18 protein-coding genes and 1 pseudogene are annotated in these 15,606 nt (G+C 58.6%); 17 read left to right on the top strand and 2 right to left on the bottom strand.

Going from position 1 to position 15,606, the window contains the following annotated elements:
- Positions 1-181 precede the first annotated feature (181 nt).
- The 8 genes and pseudogenes from GIW69_RS22625 to GIW69_RS22590 form a co-directional block, all read left to right on the top strand.
- A pseudogene (locus tag GIW69_RS22625) lies at positions 182-805 on the top strand (colicin E3/pyocin S6 family cytotoxin); the annotation flags it as partial.
- A 34-nt stretch (positions 806-839) separates the two neighbouring features.
- Positions 840-1,028 (top strand): pyocin S6 family toxin immunity protein, encoded by a 189-nt coding sequence (locus tag GIW69_RS22620; protein WP_236484990.1) that lies wholly within the window; start codon positions 840-842, stop codon positions 1,026-1,028.
- A gap of 35 nt (positions 1,029-1,063) precedes the next feature.
- Positions 1,064-1,306 (top strand): pyocin S6 family toxin immunity protein, encoded by a 243-nt coding sequence (locus tag GIW69_RS22615; protein WP_236484989.1) that lies wholly within the window; start codon positions 1,064-1,066, stop codon positions 1,304-1,306.
- A 71-nt stretch (positions 1,307-1,377) separates the two neighbouring features.
- Positions 1,378-1,677: a pyocin S6 family toxin immunity protein gene (locus tag GIW69_RS22610; RefSeq protein WP_496570947.1), complete on the top strand. Its 300-nt coding sequence runs from the start codon at positions 1,378-1,380 to the stop codon at positions 1,675-1,677.
- Between the two features lie 116 nt (positions 1,678-1,793).
- Positions 1,794-1,943, top strand: coding sequence for a pyocin S6 family toxin immunity protein (locus GIW69_RS22605; protein ID WP_236484988.1), 150 nt, complete (start codon positions 1,794-1,796; stop codon positions 1,941-1,943).
- Between the two features lie 70 nt (positions 1,944-2,013).
- Positions 2,014-3,072: a PA0069 family radical SAM protein gene (locus tag GIW69_RS22600; protein WP_236484987.1), complete on the top strand. Its 1,059-nt coding sequence runs from the start codon at positions 2,014-2,016 to the stop codon at positions 3,070-3,072.
- A 237-nt stretch (positions 3,073-3,309) separates the two neighbouring features.
- Entirely contained in the window at positions 3,310-4,041 is a 732-nt protein-coding gene (locus GIW69_RS22595; protein ID WP_236484986.1) for a carbonic anhydrase, read from the top strand.
- A 90-nt stretch (positions 4,042-4,131) separates the two neighbouring features.
- Positions 4,132-5,658 (top strand): SulP family inorganic anion transporter, encoded by a 1,527-nt coding sequence (locus GIW69_RS22590; RefSeq protein WP_236484985.1) that lies wholly within the window; start codon positions 4,132-4,134, stop codon positions 5,656-5,658.
- Positions 5,659-5,730: 72 nt separating this feature from the next.
- Here GIW69_RS22590 and GIW69_RS22585 read toward each other — a convergent pair whose 3' ends face one another.
- Positions 5,731-6,381, bottom strand: coding sequence for a hypothetical protein (locus GIW69_RS22585; RefSeq protein WP_236484984.1), 651 nt, complete (start codon positions 6,379-6,381; stop codon positions 5,731-5,733).
- A gap of 371 nt (positions 6,382-6,752) precedes the next feature.
- Here GIW69_RS22585 and coxB point away from each other — a divergent pair, with 371 nt between their 5' ends.
- The 4 genes from coxB (at position 6,753) to GIW69_RS22565 (ending at position 11,143) form a co-directional block, all read left to right on the top strand.
- Positions 6,753-7,880: a cytochrome c oxidase subunit II gene (coxB, locus tag GIW69_RS22580; protein WP_236484983.1), complete on the top strand. Its 1,128-nt coding sequence runs from the start codon at positions 6,753-6,755 to the stop codon at positions 7,878-7,880.
- 82 nt (positions 7,881-7,962) lie between these two features.
- Positions 7,963-9,549, top strand: a complete 1,587-nt coding sequence (gene ctaD, locus GIW69_RS22575; RefSeq protein WP_236484982.1) for a cytochrome c oxidase subunit I — start codon at positions 7,963-7,965, stop codon at positions 9,547-9,549.
- A gap of 129 nt (positions 9,550-9,678) precedes the next feature.
- Entirely contained in the window at positions 9,679-10,230 is a 552-nt protein-coding gene (locus tag GIW69_RS22570; RefSeq protein WP_236484981.1) for a cytochrome c oxidase assembly protein, read from the top strand.
- A gap of 25 nt (positions 10,231-10,255) precedes the next feature.
- Entirely contained in the window at positions 10,256-11,143 is an 888-nt protein-coding gene (locus GIW69_RS22565) for a cytochrome c oxidase subunit 3 (protein WP_236484980.1), read from the top strand.
- A 72-nt stretch (positions 11,144-11,215) separates the two neighbouring features.
- Here GIW69_RS22565 and GIW69_RS22560 read toward each other — a convergent pair whose 3' ends face one another.
- Complete coding sequence (locus GIW69_RS22560; RefSeq protein WP_236484979.1) at positions 11,216-11,410, bottom strand: twin transmembrane helix small protein; 195 nt, start codon at positions 11,408-11,410, stop codon at positions 11,216-11,218.
- Positions 11,411-11,480: 70 nt separating this feature from the next.
- Between GIW69_RS22560 and GIW69_RS22555 the strand changes: the two genes are divergently transcribed.
- Genes GIW69_RS22555 through GIW69_RS22535 form a run of 5 tightly spaced genes read left to right on the top strand, consistent with a single transcriptional unit; the run spans position 11,481 to position 15,389 of the window.
- Positions 11,481-12,221 (top strand): SURF1 family protein, encoded by a 741-nt coding sequence (locus GIW69_RS22555; protein ID WP_236484978.1) that lies wholly within the window; start codon positions 11,481-11,483, stop codon positions 12,219-12,221.
- The gene (locus GIW69_RS22550; protein ID WP_236484977.1) at positions 12,187-12,780 is read left to right on the top strand and encodes a PA_0111/PP_0108 family redox-active disulfide protein; all 594 of its coding nucleotides are present in this window, start codon (positions 12,187-12,189) and stop codon (positions 12,778-12,780) included. Before GIW69_RS22555 ends, GIW69_RS22550 begins: the two co-directional genes overlap by 35 nt.
- A 10-nt stretch (positions 12,781-12,790) precedes the next feature.
- On the top strand, positions 12,791-13,870 hold the full coding sequence (locus tag GIW69_RS22545; protein WP_236484976.1) for a COX15/CtaA family protein: 1,080 nt from the start codon (positions 12,791-12,793) through the stop codon (positions 13,868-13,870).
- The gene (gene cyoE, locus GIW69_RS22540; protein WP_236484975.1) at positions 13,858-14,757 is read left to right on the top strand and encodes a heme o synthase; all 900 of its coding nucleotides are present in this window, start codon (positions 13,858-13,860) and stop codon (positions 14,755-14,757) included. The genes GIW69_RS22545 and cyoE overlap by 13 nt, the downstream gene beginning before the upstream one ends.
- On the top strand, positions 14,754-15,389 hold the full coding sequence (locus GIW69_RS22535; protein ID WP_236484974.1) for an SCO family protein: 636 nt from the start codon (positions 14,754-14,756) through the stop codon (positions 15,387-15,389). The genes cyoE and GIW69_RS22535 overlap by 4 nt, the downstream gene beginning before the upstream one ends.
- Positions 15,390-15,606: the final 217 nt, after the last annotated feature.

Below are 15,606 nucleotides of genomic sequence, written 5' to 3'. Positions count from 1 at the left end.
CCTACTCTGGATGAGAGGCGTCGGCAGCAGGAAGACATCCTGCGGTATGAAAGAGGATTGGCTCGCGATGAGGCCAGACGCAATGAAATATCAACGAAACGGGCGCCAGATATTCCGGTTCTTGGATGTGTGTTCGCCAAGAGTTGCAATCTCCCCAACGGCGTAATCAATCACAACAACCCTGCCGGATGGCTCGATCAACACTTACGGGTTTTACACGGGAGGCAAAAAGGACTGGGAAAGTACCCCTGTCATCAAGGGCAAAAAGGACGGCGAGACATACGTTGCCGATCTCGGCAATGGCATCGGGCTCATCTGGACGCCAGCGGCGAACCCTGACGGTGTACTGGGTATTCCGGCGCTGGAAGGTGCCCCACAACTATCGCCGGTGTGGGTGTACCCGCCGACCGAGCAGGCCAACAGGATACTGGTCAACCCGCAGTATCCGCCTGATTACCAAGATGCAATTATTTCGTTTCCTGGGACTGGCATTCAGCCGATTTACATTTCGCTGAGTGTATCGGGTGATCATGGTTATCACCCGGCGCCGAAAGGGTTGTCGGCATTTCCTGACGCGGTAAAAGTTGATTTCAAAACACGGGTTCAAGGCGGCGGGGCTCGCAGACGCTGGAAGGATGGCAAGGGTCGGATATATGAATGGGATTGTCAGCACGGGGCTGTCGAAATGTATGATAAGCAAGGCAAGCATTTAGGAGAGTTTGATCCCATCACGGGGGAGCAAACTAAGCCAGCCAAACCTGGTCGAAAAGTAGAAAAACAGGAGTGTTATGCACCTTTGTATTAGTGGATTTCTACTTGACAGTAGCAAAGATGACTCCTTGCAATTTGAACTTGATTTGGACTCGTCTTTTAATGATCAAGTGGTAAAGCTTCTTGAACATCAAAGCTTGAACGAAATGGCCCGCGGAGAATGGCTATTAACGAAAGAGCAGGCTCAACAGATCGCTTCACTGATCAACCGGGAAATCCCAGATGACCTGAAGCTATTCATTGGAGTTGAAGCTTAGTGCTGTTTCTCCGCTAAAAGTTTGAGCGTGTATTTATGTTTTTATGCATCGAAAGTTTTTTCCCTGACGGTCACGAAAACGAATTTTTGCAATTTTACTTGGATATAGCACCTGAATTAAATCAAGCAATTCTTGATTTGGTTGGCTGGAAGTCCCTTCAAGAAGGCGTGGAGTATGGGGTTATGGAATTAACTGCAAAGCAGGCCAGGCAGGTTGAAGATGTGCTTGGAACTCCTATCCCAACCGAACTCGATATCTGTATCAGCGTCTATAAATAAACATGAGCAACTGTAAGTAATTCGACGGAGCACCTAAGCAGATCACAACATAGCATGGAAGGCCTTTTCTGATGGACCCAAAAATAAATTGTTTTAGTTTGAGTTTGAGTTTGAGTTTGACGCAAATGGTTGCACACCTGTGTATCACGGGCTTTTTACCTGGCGACAATGAAGATACCTCATTGAAATACGAGCTGAAAGTGTCACCAGTATTTGAACAGTCAGTTGTTTCACTACTGGGGCATAAAAGCCTTAACACGATGGCAAGCGGTGAATGGTTATTAACAAAGTATCAAGCTGCGCAGATTTCCGCGGTGATCGGTAAACCTGTCCCGCTTGATCTTGACGTGTTCATTGGTGTTGAAACGTAGCGCTGTTTGCCTAAAGAGGTTGAGATGTCATACCTATACATCACCGAATTCCTACCCGCCAACTTCGAAGACACTTAATTAAATATGAGCGGGACATAAAGCCCAAATTTGAAAAAGTGGTAACGGGTGTATTGGGATGGAACAGTCTTGCCACTGAAGCCGATGGCGAGCTGCCGCTGACGCCTGGGCAAGCGAGCCAGATTGCTTGCGTCATTAACGAGCCGCTGCCCGTTGATCTCGGTTTGTTTATTGGTGTTGTCGCATAGCTGCCGAGCGGTAGTGGAATGAGCATCGATCGCAATGTACTGTACATGCACACAGTATCGAGACGCAGCCATGTCTACCCCTCTCCCCCCGCGCGGTCGCGGTACCGCGAGCAATCCGCACAATCGCTTCGCGCCGAGCCGTTCGGTGGCCGAGGACGATGGCTGGCATCAGGAAGTGCCGATGACCCAGGGCACCGAGGTGATGTTCGAGACAGCGAAGTCCATCATCACCCGCAACACCTCGCCGGATCTGCCCTTTGATCGTTCGATCAATCCCTATCGCGGCTGCGAGCATGGTTGCATCTACTGCTACGCGCGGCCCAGCCACGCGTATTGGGACATGTCGCCGGGGCTGGATTTTGAAACCCGGCTGATCGCCAAGACCAACACCGCGTCGATGCTGGAAGAGCAACTGAGCAAGCGTGGTTATCAGTGCGCGCCGATCAACCTGGGCTCCAACACCGATCCATATCAGCCGATAGAACGCGAGCAGCGGCTGACCCGGCAGACCCTCGAAGTGCTGCTGCGTTACCGGCATCCGGTGACGATCGTGACCAAAGGCTCGCTGATTCTGCGTGATCTCGATCTGCTGACCGAACTCGCCGAGCAACGCCTTGTTGCCGTGATGATCAGCCTCACGACGCTGGACGACGAACTCAAACGCATCCTCGAACCACGCGCCGCTGCGCCCAAGGCGCGTTTGCGGGCGATTCGAGTGATGCGCGAAGCGGGTATTCCGGTCGGCGTGCTGTGTTCGCCAATGATTCCGATGATCAACGACAGCGAAATCGAGAACCTGCTCACCGAAGCCCATGCCGCCGGCGCCCAGAGCGCCGCTTACATGATGCTGCGCCTGCCGCTGGAGGTGGCGCCGCTGTTCGAGGAATGGCTGGAGGCGCACTATCCGCAGCGTGCGGCGCATGTGTTGAGCCTGATCCGCCAGAGCCGTGGCGGCGAGCTGTACGACAGTCGTTTCGGGGCGCGGATGCGCGGTGAAGGGCCGTTCGCCGATCTACTCGCGCAACGTTTTGCCAAGGCCCTGAAACGCCTGGGCATGGATCGACGCGCCGGGTACAACCTCGATTGCAGTGCCTTCTGTCCGCCGGGTCGCCAGATGTCTTTGATTTAAGGACAATTGGCTTATCGTTGAGGGGAGATAAACGGCCGGCCACGTTAGGATTCGTCAGCCTTTTTGAACCCGGAACACCCGTTCTAGAGCGTCCGATTCAGGTTGAGTTAAGTTTCGACGGATACCGTGTTCATCGAGTGACTGATGGGTCCCGGATGACCCGGATGTTTGCACAGCCACTGGCTTCACATCGGATAACGCGGGAAGATTCCCGGTCTCCGCCCAAGAGGATGAATCATGAGTGACAAGGATAAACAGCCGCTGGCTGCGTCGGCGCAAGCCCTCCCCGTGACGGAATCCGCCGATGCAGCGCTGCGGCATATTGTTGATGGCTTTCTGCATTTCCATCGTGAGGTTTTCCCCCAACAGGAAGAACTCTTCAAGAAGCTCGCTACGGCCCAGCAGCCGCGCGCGATGTTCATCACCTGCGCCGACTCGCGCATCGTGCCCGAACTGATCACCCATAGCTCTCCCGGCGATCTGTTCGTGACCCGTAACGTTGGCAACGTCGTTCCGCCCTACGGGCAAATGAACGGCGGCGTGTCCACCGCCATCGAGTACGCGGTGCTGGCTCTCGGTGTCCAACACATCATCATTTGTGGTCACTCCGACTGCGGCGCCATGCGTGCGGTGCTCAATCCCGACAGCCTGGAAAAAATGCCCACGGTCAAAGCCTGGCTGCGGCACGCCGAAGTGGCGAAAACCATGGTGCACGACAACTGCAACTGCACCGACGAAAACGAGAGCATGCATGTCCTCACCGAGGAAAATGTCATCGCCCAATTGCAGCACTTGCGTACCCATCCTTCGGTAGCTTCGCGCATGGCGAACGGTCATCTGTTCATCCATGGCTGGGTCTACGACATCGAAACCAGCGAAATCAAAGCTTACGACGCAGATCAGGGCCGGTTCCTGCCACTCGACGGCAGCCATCCGATCCCCGTGGCGACGCCGAAAGCGCGCTTCTAACTCTTCCTAACAATCTGTGTGGTTTGACGCCGGTCGCTGTTTCAGCGACCCGGCCTCGCCATGCCTGAAGAAAGCTTCGGGAGAATCCCCATGCGTGCTGCTCAACTCAAAGCTGTATTGCCACGGGAGCTATTGGCTTCCGTGGTGGTGTTCCTCGTCGCCCTGCCGCTGTGCATGGGTATCGCGATCGCCTCCGGTCTGCCGCCGGCCAAAGGTCTGATCACCGGCATCATCGGTGGTCTTGTCGTCGGCTGGCTCGCCGGTTCACCACTGCAAGTCAGTGGGCCGGCGGCGGGCCTGGCGGTGTTGGTGTTCGAACTGGTGCGCCAGCACGGTATCGAAATGCTCGGGCCGATCCTGCTGCTCGCCGGTTTGCTGCAACTGGTGGCCGGGCGATTGAAGCTCGGATGCTGGTTCCGGGTCACCGCGCCCGCCGTGGTCTACGGCATGCTCGCCGGGATCGGCGTGCTGATCGTGTTATCCCAGGTGCATGTGATGCTCGATGCGGCGCCGAAACCGTCCGGACTGGATAACCTCACCGCATTTCCCGGTGCGCTCGCACAGGCGTTGCCGTCGTTCGGCTGGCAGGCTGGTTTGCTAGGGCTGTCGACGATTGCGGTGATGTGGTTGTGGGAAAAATTTCGCCCGCATTCATTGCGGTTCATTCCCGGCGCATTGCTCGGGGTCGGCCTGGCGACCATCGCCAGCCTGATGCTGGCGTTGCAGGTCAAACGCGTCGAAGTACCGGCGAATCTGGCGGAAGCCATCGACTGGCTGAAACCGGCGGATCTGCTCAACCTCGCCGATCCGACCTTGCTGATTGCCGCATTTGCCGTGGCCTTCATCGCCAGCGCCGAAACCCTGCTGTCTGCCGCTGCCGTGGATCGCATGCACAGTGGCGAGCGTTCGGATTTCGACCGTGAATTGTCGGCGCAAGGTGTCGGTAACATGCTCTGCGGTTTGCTCGGTGCGCTGCCGATGACAGGCGTGATCGTGCGCAGTTCGGCCAACGTACAGGCCGGCGCGACCACCCGTTACTCCACGATCTTCCATGGCCTGTGGTTGCTGGCGTTCGTGCTATTGCTGTCGAGCGTGCTGCAAAGCATTCCGGTGGCAAGTCTGGCAGGTGTGCTGGTTTACACCGGTTTCAAACTGGTCGACTTGAAAGCCTTTCGTGGCCTGGGACGTTACGGTCGGATGCCGATGTTCACTTACGCCGCCACGGCCTTGGCGATCATCTTTACCGACTTGTTGACCGGCGTGTTGGTCGGTTTCGGTCTGACTCTGGTGAAATTGGCGTTCAAAGCTTCACGCCTGAAGATCAGCCTGGTCGACCTGCCGCAGGATCGCGAGATGGAGCTGCGTCTGGTCGGTGCAGCAACGTTTCTCAAGGTGCCGGCACTGACGCAAGTGCTGGGCAATATTGCGCCGGGCACGACGGTGCATGTGCCGCTCAATAATCTGAGCTACATCGACCATTCATGTCTGGAGTTGCTCGAAGAGTGGGGACGGGCGAATGCGGCGAAGGGGTCGAAGCTGTTGATCGAGTCGCGCGGGTTGAAACGCAGGCTTGAAGGACGGTTGCGCACCACCACCGGCATCGGCGCCGCTGGCTAGATAACGCCATTTGGAATCGAACCCTGTGGGAGCTGGCTTGCCAGCTCCCACAGGTATTTGCGTGACCCCGGGTTATGCCGTTGGTTGATCCAGCTCCAGGCCTAGGCCCAAACGGCGACTCATGCACGGCCAGCGTTTCCACGCTGCGCCGGTGTCCGGGCTGCTGAGTTTGTCGCGGTAGGCTTCCACCGACTCCAGCGCAAAACTGTCGTCGTCGAGCATCTCATCGATGGCGTGATGCACTGCTTCGTCCAGTTGGTTGGCAAATTCCTCACCGATCAATTGGTGAGCAATCAGATTGGCGACCGTCATGTCCAAGGGGATCAGTGGCTGGCCGAAATGCTTGATGTACAGGTCGTTGACCTCTTCGACGAAACGGTGCGCCAGATAGGCTTCGTCCAGCAGACTGTCCAGGCCAACGTGCCCGGCCATGATGGCCGGCGGCTGAAGGAAATACTGCTCGGCGATTTTCAGCACCGGTTTGATCTGTGATTCGATGCCCGCTTCCCTGGCGACTTCATTGGCTGCGTCCAGCAGGTCAGGTACTTCATCGATGTAGGCGGCGACAAAACGCGTCAGCACGCCGTTGGCGTCCGCTTCAGGCAACTGGATCGAGGGATGCAGGTGAGGCAGTTTGGATTCCAGCTGACGGGTCAGCAGGCCAGTATCTTTCTCGTGCTGTTGGGCTTTTTGGATCTGCTCGCGCAATGCGGCGGTGTTCATGAAAACTCCAGGGAACAAGGCAAGGAAATAGGGAAGGACATTAAGTTAGCTGGCTTACGAAAAATGCTAAGACACTTTCGTCATAATTATTTCATCCCTGAGACGCGTCCGTTATATCGGTTCGCCACCACTCGTCTGCATCCTTCTCCATTCGTGCCCTGGAACGCAAGTACTCGCTGTTTCAGATGATTTACGTCCCGACATTGCAATTCTCAGCCGCTGTCTATACTCGCCAGTGAATGGAGTTAGCTGATGACGCCCGACTGCACCCGCAGCAAGGCTCGGCGCCTCAAGTTCGTAGTCTGATGCAGCCGCTCCCTTGCCGCAGGCGAAAGCCGGCGGGATAACAAGAACGATAAGGGGAACCCGCAATGATGCGACATCCACACGTCTGGATGGGCCTCCTGTTGTGGTCGATTTTCAGCCAGGCCAATGCGGCCTGGACTGTGAATATGGCGCCTGGAGCGACTGAAATCAGTCACGCAGTATTCGACCTGCACATGACCATTTTCTGGATCTGTGTGGTGATCGGCATCATCGTCTTCGGCGCCATGTTCTGGTCGATGATGGTGCATCGCCGCTCGACCGGTCAGGTCGCCGCAAAATTCCATGAAAGCACCACCGTCGAAATCCTCTGGACCATCGTGCCGCTTCTGATTCTGGTGGCGATGGCGATTCCGGCGACGGCCACGCTGATCAAGATGTACGACACCAGCGAACCGGAGATCGATATACAGGTCACCGGCTATCAATGGAAATGGCATTACAAATACCTGGGCCAGGACGTCGAGTTCTTCAGCAACCTGGCCACCCCCGCCGACCAGATCCACAACAAGGAAGCCAAGGGCGAGCATTACTTGCTGGAAGTCGACAAGCCATTGGTGCTGCCGACCGGCGCCAAAGTGCGCTTCCTTGTGACCTCCGCCGACGTGATCCACTCCTGGTGGGTGCCGGCCTTCGCGGTCAAACGCGATGCGATTCCCGGGTTTGTGAACGAGGCCTGGACGCGTATCGACAAGCCCGGCCTTTACCGTGGCCAGTGCGCCGAACTGTGCGGCAAGGATCATGGCTTCATGCCGATCGTGGTCGAGGTCAAGGAAAAGGCTGACTACGAAAAATGGCTGGACGAACGCAAAGCCGAAGCCGCGCAAATGAAAGAGCTGACCAGCAAGGAATGGACGCTCGAAGAACTCAAGGAGCGCGGCGATAAGGTTTATCACACCGCCTGCGTCGCCTGTCACCAGGCCGAAGGTCAGGGTCTGCCACCGATGTTCCCGGCCCTCAAGGGTTCGAAAATCGCCACCGGGCCGAAAGAAGGTCATCTGGGCATTGTCTTCCACGGCAAACCCGGCACCGCCATGGCCGCGTTCGGCAAACAACTGTCGGAAGTCGATATCGCGGCTGTCGTGACCTACGAACGAAACGCCTGGGGCAACAACAAGGGCGACATGGTCACTCCGAAAGAAGTGCTGGAGCTGAAACAGGCGGAAAGCCAATGAGCCGATCAATTGCCCACACACGCAACCGGCCGGGGCGTTGCGCCCCGGCCCGCCCAACCCACCGGCTTGAAGGAGAGCGGCCATGAGCGCTGTAATCGATGACCACGGTCATGCCGACCACGCCCACGGCCCCGCCAAAGGCCTGATGCGCTGGGTGCTGACGACCAACCACAAGGACATCGGCACGCTGTACCTGTGGTTCGCTTTCATGATGTTCCTGCTCGGCGGCTCGTTTGCCATGGTGATTCGCGCCGAGCTGTTCCAGCCCGGGTTGCAGATCGTCGAGCCGGCGTTCTTCAACCAGATGACCACCATGCACGGTCTGGTGATGGTGTTCGGGGCGGTGATGCCGGCGTTCGTCGGCCTCGCCAACTGGATGATCCCGTTGATGATCGGCGCGCCGGACATGGCCCTGCCGCGCATGAACAATTTCAGTTTCTGGCTGTTGCCGGCGGCGTTCCTGCTGCTGGTCTCGACCCTGTTCAGCCCCGGTGGCGGGCCGAATTTCGGCTGGACGTTCTACGCGCCGCTGTCCACGACCTACGCGCCGGAGAGCGTGACGTTCTTCATCTTCGCCATTCACTTGATGGGTATCAGTTCGATCATGGGCGCGATCAATGTGGTCGCGACCATTCTCAACCTGCGCGCCCCCGGCATGACGTTGATGAAAATGCCGCTGTTCGTCTGGACCTGGCTGATCACCGCGTTTCTGCTGATCGCGGTGATGCCGGTGCTGGCCGGCTGCGTGACGATGATGCTGATGGACATTCACTTCGGCACCAGTTTCTTCAGTGCCGCCGGTGGCGGTGATCCGGTGTTGTTCCAGCACGTGTTCTGGTTCTTCGGCCACCCCGAGGTGTACATCATGATCCTGCCGGCGTTCGGCGCCGTCAGCTCGATCATTCCGACCTTCTCGCGCAAGCCGCTGTTCGGCTACACGTCGATGGTCTATGCCACGGCGAGCATCGCGTTCCTGTCATTCATCGTCTGGGCGCACCACATGTTCGTGGTCGGCATTCCGCTGGTGGGCGAGTTGTTCTTCATGTACGCCACGCTGCTGATCGCCGTGCCGACGGGGGTGAAGGTGTTCAACTGGGCGAGCACCATGTGGCAAGGCTCGCTGACCTTCGAGACGCCGATGCTGTTCGCGGTGGCGTTCGTGATCCTGTTTTCCATCGGTGGTTTTTCCGGGCTGATGCTGGCGATTGCCCCGGCGGACTTCCAGTATCAGGACACCTACTTCGTGGTTGCGCATTTCCACTACGTGCTGGTGCCCGGAGCGATCTTCGGGATCTTCGCGTCGGCCTATTACTGGCTGCCGAAGTGGACCGGCCACATGTACGACGAAACCCTCGGCAAGCTGCATTTCTGGCTGTCCTTCATCGGCATGAACATGGCGTTCTTCCCGATGCACTTTGTCGGCCTGGCGGGCATGCCGCGACGGATTCCGGACTACAACCTGCAATTCGCCGACTTCAACATGGTCTCGTCGATCGGCGCGTTCATGTTCGGCGCCACGCAGATTTTCTTCCTGTTTATTGTCATCAAGACCATTCGCGGCGGCCCGCCAGCACCGGCCAAACCGTGGGATGGCGCGGAAGGCCTGGAGTGGAGCATCCCGTCACCGGCGCCGTATCACACCTTCACCACACCGCCGGAAGTGAAATGAACACCCTCAGTCCTGTAACAAACCCTGCGGGAGCTGGCTTGCCAGCGATGGGGCCAGCGCAGTGTGTCAGGCAGGCAGCCATCGTTGGCAAGCCAGCTCCCACAAGGATTCATGTGGAGGCTGAAAATCATGGCTGACTCGATTTCGATGAAGAAACTGGTCACCCGACTCTTGGCCGTGGTGGTGGCGATGTTTGTCTTCGGTTTTGCGCTGGTGCCGATCTATGACGTGATGTGTAAAGCCTTCGGCATCAACGGCAAGACCGCCGGGCAGTACGAAGGCCAACAGACGGTCGACGCTTCGCGGCAAGTGCGCGTGCAATTTTTGTCGACCAACACCGCCGACATGCCGTGGGATTTCTACCCCAAGCATGACGAACTGACGGCCAACCCCGGCGCGGTGAACGAGATGATCTTCATCGCCCACAACCCCACCGACAAACCGATGAGCGCCCAGGCTGTGCCGAGCATTGCGCCGAGCGCGGCGGCGGCGTATTTCCACAAGACCGAATGTTTCTGCTTCACCCAGCAAGTGTTGCAACCGGGCCAGCGCATCGAAATGCCCGTGCGGTTCATCGTTGACCGCGACATGCCCAAGGATGTGAAGCACCTGACGCTGTCCTACACGCTGTTCGATATCACCGCCCGACATCCACCGGTGGCTGTAAATACCGGCGGTTGAGCGTGCCCGATAAGGAGAACAATAAATGGCAACTCATGAGCACTATTACGTTCCGGCCCAGAGCAAATGGCCAATCGTCGCCACGGTTGGCATGTTGGTCACCGTGTACGGACTGGCGACTTGGTTCAACGATCTGAAAGCGGCGCGGCCGGATTCACACGGCCCGCTGATCTTTTTCGTCGGCGGCCTGTTGCTGGCGTACATGTTGTTCGGCTGGTTCGGCGCAGTGATCAAGGAAAGCCGCGCGGGGTTGTATAGCGCGCAGCTGGATCGCTCGTTCCGCTGGGGCATGAGCTGGTTCATCTTCTCGGAGGTCATGTTCTTCGCGGCGTTCTTCGGCGCACTGTTTTACATCCGCCATGTGACCGGCCCGGCGCTCGGTGGCGAAGGCCCGAAAGGCCTCGCGCACATGTTGTGGCCGAACTTCCAGTTCACCTGGCCGCTGTTGCAAACGCCGGACCCAAAACTGTTCCCGCCGGCCAAGGACGTCATCAGTCCATGGGGCCTGCCGCTGATCAACACGATTCTGCTGGTGAGTTCCAGCGTGACCATCACCATCGCCCACCATGCCCTGAAGAAAGGTCATCGCGGCGCGTTGAAAATCTGGCTGGCGATCACCGTGCTGCTGGGCTGCGCTTTTCTCGGTTTCCAGGCCGAAGAATACATCCACGCGTATCAAGAACTGGGCCTGACCCTCGGCTCGGGCATCTATGGCGCGACGTTCTTCATGCTCACCGGTTTCCACGGTGCACACGTCACCATCGGCACGATCATTCTGTTTGTGATGTTGATGCGGATCATGCGCGGACACTTTGACCACGAGCACCAGTTCGGCTTCGAAGCCGCGAGCTGGTATTGGCACTTCGTCGATGTGGTTTGGATCGGGCTATTCGTTTTCGTGTATGTGCTTTAGAGCTGTGAGCTGTGAGCTAGAAGCGGCAAGGGGAGCACGGTGTGCCTTGAGCTTGCAGCTTGAAGCTCGCAGCTATCCGTTTCCTAGCTGTCCGCTGACAAAGCCCCAAACTATCAAGCCGACGGTTGCAGCGGCCAGTGCTACTCGAACACTCAAGGCGATGAGCAGACGATTCGATTGGCTTTCGTCCTTGACCAGAAAAAACAGGCCGCTGAACAGGCTGACCACCGTGGCAATCAGCATCAGGACGATGGCTGCTTTGAGCATGGGAAGACTCCGGGGGAAGGGCGATGCACGTGAGTATAGCGATTGCGATGACTGACCTTACGGCGCGGCCATGAAGCGCTTTCGTCCGGGCGTGGTGCCGACGGTAGTGGTTGCGCTGCTGTTGCCCCTGCTGATTTCGCTGGGTTTCTGGCAACTGGGCCGGGGCGCGGAAAAAACCGCGCTGCTCGCCAGTTACGCCGAACGCCGCGCCGCCGAGCCGATGACCAGCACCGAGCTGGTTCACAGCGAGGATCCGGCCTTTCGCCGTGTGCATCTACATGGCCAGTTCGATGGCGCCCACAGCCTGCTGCTCGATAACCGTCAGCGCGACGGCAAGGTCGGCGTCGAGTTGCTGCAACCGTTTCAGGATCGCGCCACCGGGCTGTGGCTGCTGGTCAATCGCGGCTGGCTGCCGTGGCCGGATCGGCGCGTGCCGCCGCACTTCACCACACCGGCCGAGGCGCTGAATGTCGACGCGTGGGTTTATGTCGCGCCCGGCGCAACGTTCCAGTTGCATGCCGACCCCGCCAGCAACACCTGGCCGCAAACCATCACCGCCGTCGAACCGGCGAAGCTGTGGAAAACCCTCGACCGTGACGGCTTCGCTTATGAAGTGCGCACTGAACCCGGCCCCGCCAGCTACCAGGCCGATTGGCCGGTGGTCGCAATGGGGCCGGAAAAACACCTCGGCTATGCCGTGCAGTGGTTTGCCATGGCCTTCGCCCTCTTCAGTCTTTACCTCTATCTCGGTTGGCACAACGCAAAGGAGAACCACCATGGGAGCGGCCATGAATCCACCCAGCATGTCTGAAGCGAAACCGCTGGCGAGTCGCCGTCGCGGGCGCATTCAACTGTTGTTGATCCTGCTCGGCGTGATCGGACCGATGATCCTCGCCACCGGCATGTATAAGTTGCAGTTCTGGGTGCCCGATGGTCGCAGCTACCACGGCGAACTGATCGGCAACGGTCAGACCCGCGCCGATCTCGGCGTCGCGACCGAGGAAGACCGCTGGCAAATGCTGGTGACCGCACCGAAAGATTGCGCCGTTGACTGCCAGCAACTGGTGTACCTGGCGCGGCAGATCCAGATCGGCCTCGGCCGCGATGCGTCTCGCGCCAGCCACGCCCTCGCCGCCGCGCAACCGCTGAACGACGACTATCAAGCCAAGCTCACCCGCGAGTATCCGCAGCTCAAACGCTATCCGCTGGACGTTGGCGCGTTCGGCAAAGTGGCCGGCGAGAAAACCACGCCGCAGCTGTGGATCATTGATCCCCACGGCAATCTGGTGCTGCGTTACGAGCCGAACGTCAAAGGCAAGGATCTGCTCAACGACCTGCGTCATCTGCTGAAACTGTCGAACATCGGATAAGGGCATCGTCATGGCCAAACCTGGATTTCGCCTCGCGCTGTTTGCCACGCTGCTGGCACTGATTGTGGTGCTGCTCGGCGCCTACACCCGCCTGACCCACGCCGGCCTCGGCTGCCCGGACTGGCCAGGCTGCTACGGGTTTATCAGCGTGCCGAAAAGCGAAGCCCAGCTGGCCCATGCCGAGCTGCACTTTCCTGATACGCCGGTCGAGGCGCATAAGGGCTGGAACGAGATGATCCACCGTTATTTTGCCGGCACCCTGGGCTTGCTGATTTCGGTGCTGGCCGGGCGGGCGTGGGTCAATCGCCGTAACCCCGATCAGCCGCTGAAACTGCCGCTGTTTCTGCTCGCGGTGGTGATCGCTCAAGCGGCGTTTGGCATGTGGACGGTGACGCTCAAGCTCTGGCCGCAAGTGGTTACCGGGCATCTACTCGGCGGTTTCGCCACGCTGAGCCTGTTGTTTTTGCTGACGCTGCGCTTGTCCGGCGTGCTGCCGGCGCTGACCGTCCCGCGCCGTTTGCAGTATTGGGCGACCGCCGGCCTGTTGCTGGTGATCGGGCAGATCGCCTTGGGCGGCTGGGTCAGTTCCAACTACGCGGCGGTGGCCTGCGTCGATTTTCCGACCTGCCACGGTGAATGGCTGCCCGCCGCCGATTTCGCCAACGGCTTCCATCTGACCCAACACATCGGCCCGAATTACCTCGGCGGGCAACTGGACAGCGATGCGCGCACGGCGATTCACCTGACCCATCGCATCGGCGCGTTGCTGGTCACCGTCGTACTGCTCGGTTTGGCCTGGCAACTGAAGGTCGTCGGCATGACGCGGCTGGCCGGTCTGGTGCTGATTGCCCTCGCCGCGCAAATCGCCCTCGGCATCAGCAACGTGCTGTTTCACCTGCCGCTGCCGGTGGCCGTTGCACATAACGCCGGCGGCGCGGCGCTGTTGCTGACGATGGTGCTGGTCAACTATCACGCGCGCACCCGCCTCGTCCGGGTCAAACAACCGATGATTGCGCGTTGGCGCCTGAGCCCGCGTAAACACACCACCGCGCCCATCACAATAAAAGGAGACACGCCATGGCGATTCTGATCGGCGAGCGTCCGGCACAGGCGCTTTGGCGCGATTATCTTGAGCTGACCAAGCCCAAAGTCGTGGTGCTGATGCTCATCACTTCATTGGTCGGCATGTTTCTGGCGACCCGCGCCGGGGTGCCGTGGACAGTGCTGGTGTTCGGCAATCTGGGCATTGCCTTGTGTGCCGGCGGCGCGGCGGCGGTCAATCATGTGGTGGATCGGCGCATCGATGCGGTGATGGCGCGCACGCATAAACGGCCGTTGGCGGAAGGCCGGGTATCGCCCGCCGCCGCGCTGACCTTTGCCTTGATGCTGGCGCTGCTTGGGCAGGCGATGTTGCTGGCGTTCACTAATGCGCTGACGGCGTGGCTGACCCTGGCGTCGCTGCTCGGTTATGCAGTGATCTACACCGGTTTCCTCAAGCGCGCGACGCCGCAGAACATCGTCATTGGCGGTCTGGCCGGTGCCGCGCCGCCGTTGCTCGGTTGGGTCGCGGTGACCGGGCACGTCACCGCGGAACCGCTGTTGCTGGTGCTGATTATTTTCGCCTGGACGCCGCCACACTTCTGGGCGCTGGCGATCCATCGCAAAGAGGAATACGCCAAGGCCGACATTCCGATGCTGCCGGTCACCCACGGCGAGCACTACACCAAAGTGCATATTCTGCTGTACACCTTCGTCCTTCTGGCGGTGAGCCTTTTGCCCTACGTGATCCACATGAGCGGCATGCTTTACCTGATCTGCGCCCTCGGCCTGGGCGCGCGGTTTCTGCAATGGGCCGTCGTGCTGTACCGTGGCACTCGGCCGCACGCGGCGATCAACACCTTCAAGTACTCTATTTTTTACTTGTTCCTGTTGTTCATCGCCCTGCTCGTAGACCACTACTTACTGTTGAACCTATGACTCGAACCCAGAAAACCGTCTTCATTCTCGTCGCCGTGGTCGCGCTGATCCTCGGCCTGACCGTCAACAAAGTGCTGACCGGCAAAGGCCAGGGCGACCCGACCGCGTTGATCGATGCCGGCATCATCCTGCTGCCGCAGAGCCGCAATCTGCCGGACGTGACGATGACCAATCAGGAAGGCCAACCGGTCACGATCAACGAACTCAAGGGCAAATGGAGCCTGCTGTTTTTTGGCTACACCTTTTGCCCGGACATCTGCCCGACCACCCTCGCCCAACTGCGGCAGATCAAGAGCGAGTTGCCGAAGGAGGCTGTGGATAAGTTGCAGATCGTGCTCGTCAGCGTTGACCCGAATCGCGACAACCCCAAGCAGCTCAAGCAGTACCTGGGCTATTTCGATCCGCAATTCATCGGCCTGACGCCGCCATCGATTGAAGCACTGCAAAAGGTCGCCAATGCGGTGAGCATTCCGTTCATTCCGGCAGACACCAGCAAGCCGAACTACACGGTGGATCACAGCGGCAACCTCGCGGTGATCGGACCGGACGGGACGCAGCGCGGGTTTATTCGGGCGCCGTTGAACAATGCCAAGTTGGTGGCGCAGTTACCGGTGATGTTGAACCGAAAGTAAAACCACTGCAGATCCCTTGTAGGAGTGACTGTATTTCAGGCAAAAAAAGGGGCGCATTGAATCAGACTGTGTGAAAACCTAGCAATCTGTTGGCCGGTTGAAGAAAATGCCCGTATCGCAAGATACGGGCATTTTTCTTATGCGCTATATCCAAGGTGAAAACCGCTCCCAGAGCGCGCTGTTTCCACTCTCGCTAGACGAACTCATTCCCGATGAC

The sequence above is a fragment of the Pseudomonas syringae genome (genome assembly GCF_021605415.1).
GTDB classification, from domain to species: Bacteria; Pseudomonadota; Gammaproteobacteria; order Pseudomonadales; family Pseudomonadaceae; genus Aquipseudomonas; species Aquipseudomonas syringae_S.
Note: the sequence above shows the minus strand (reverse complement) of the source record. Positions and strands in the feature narration are given on the sequence as shown.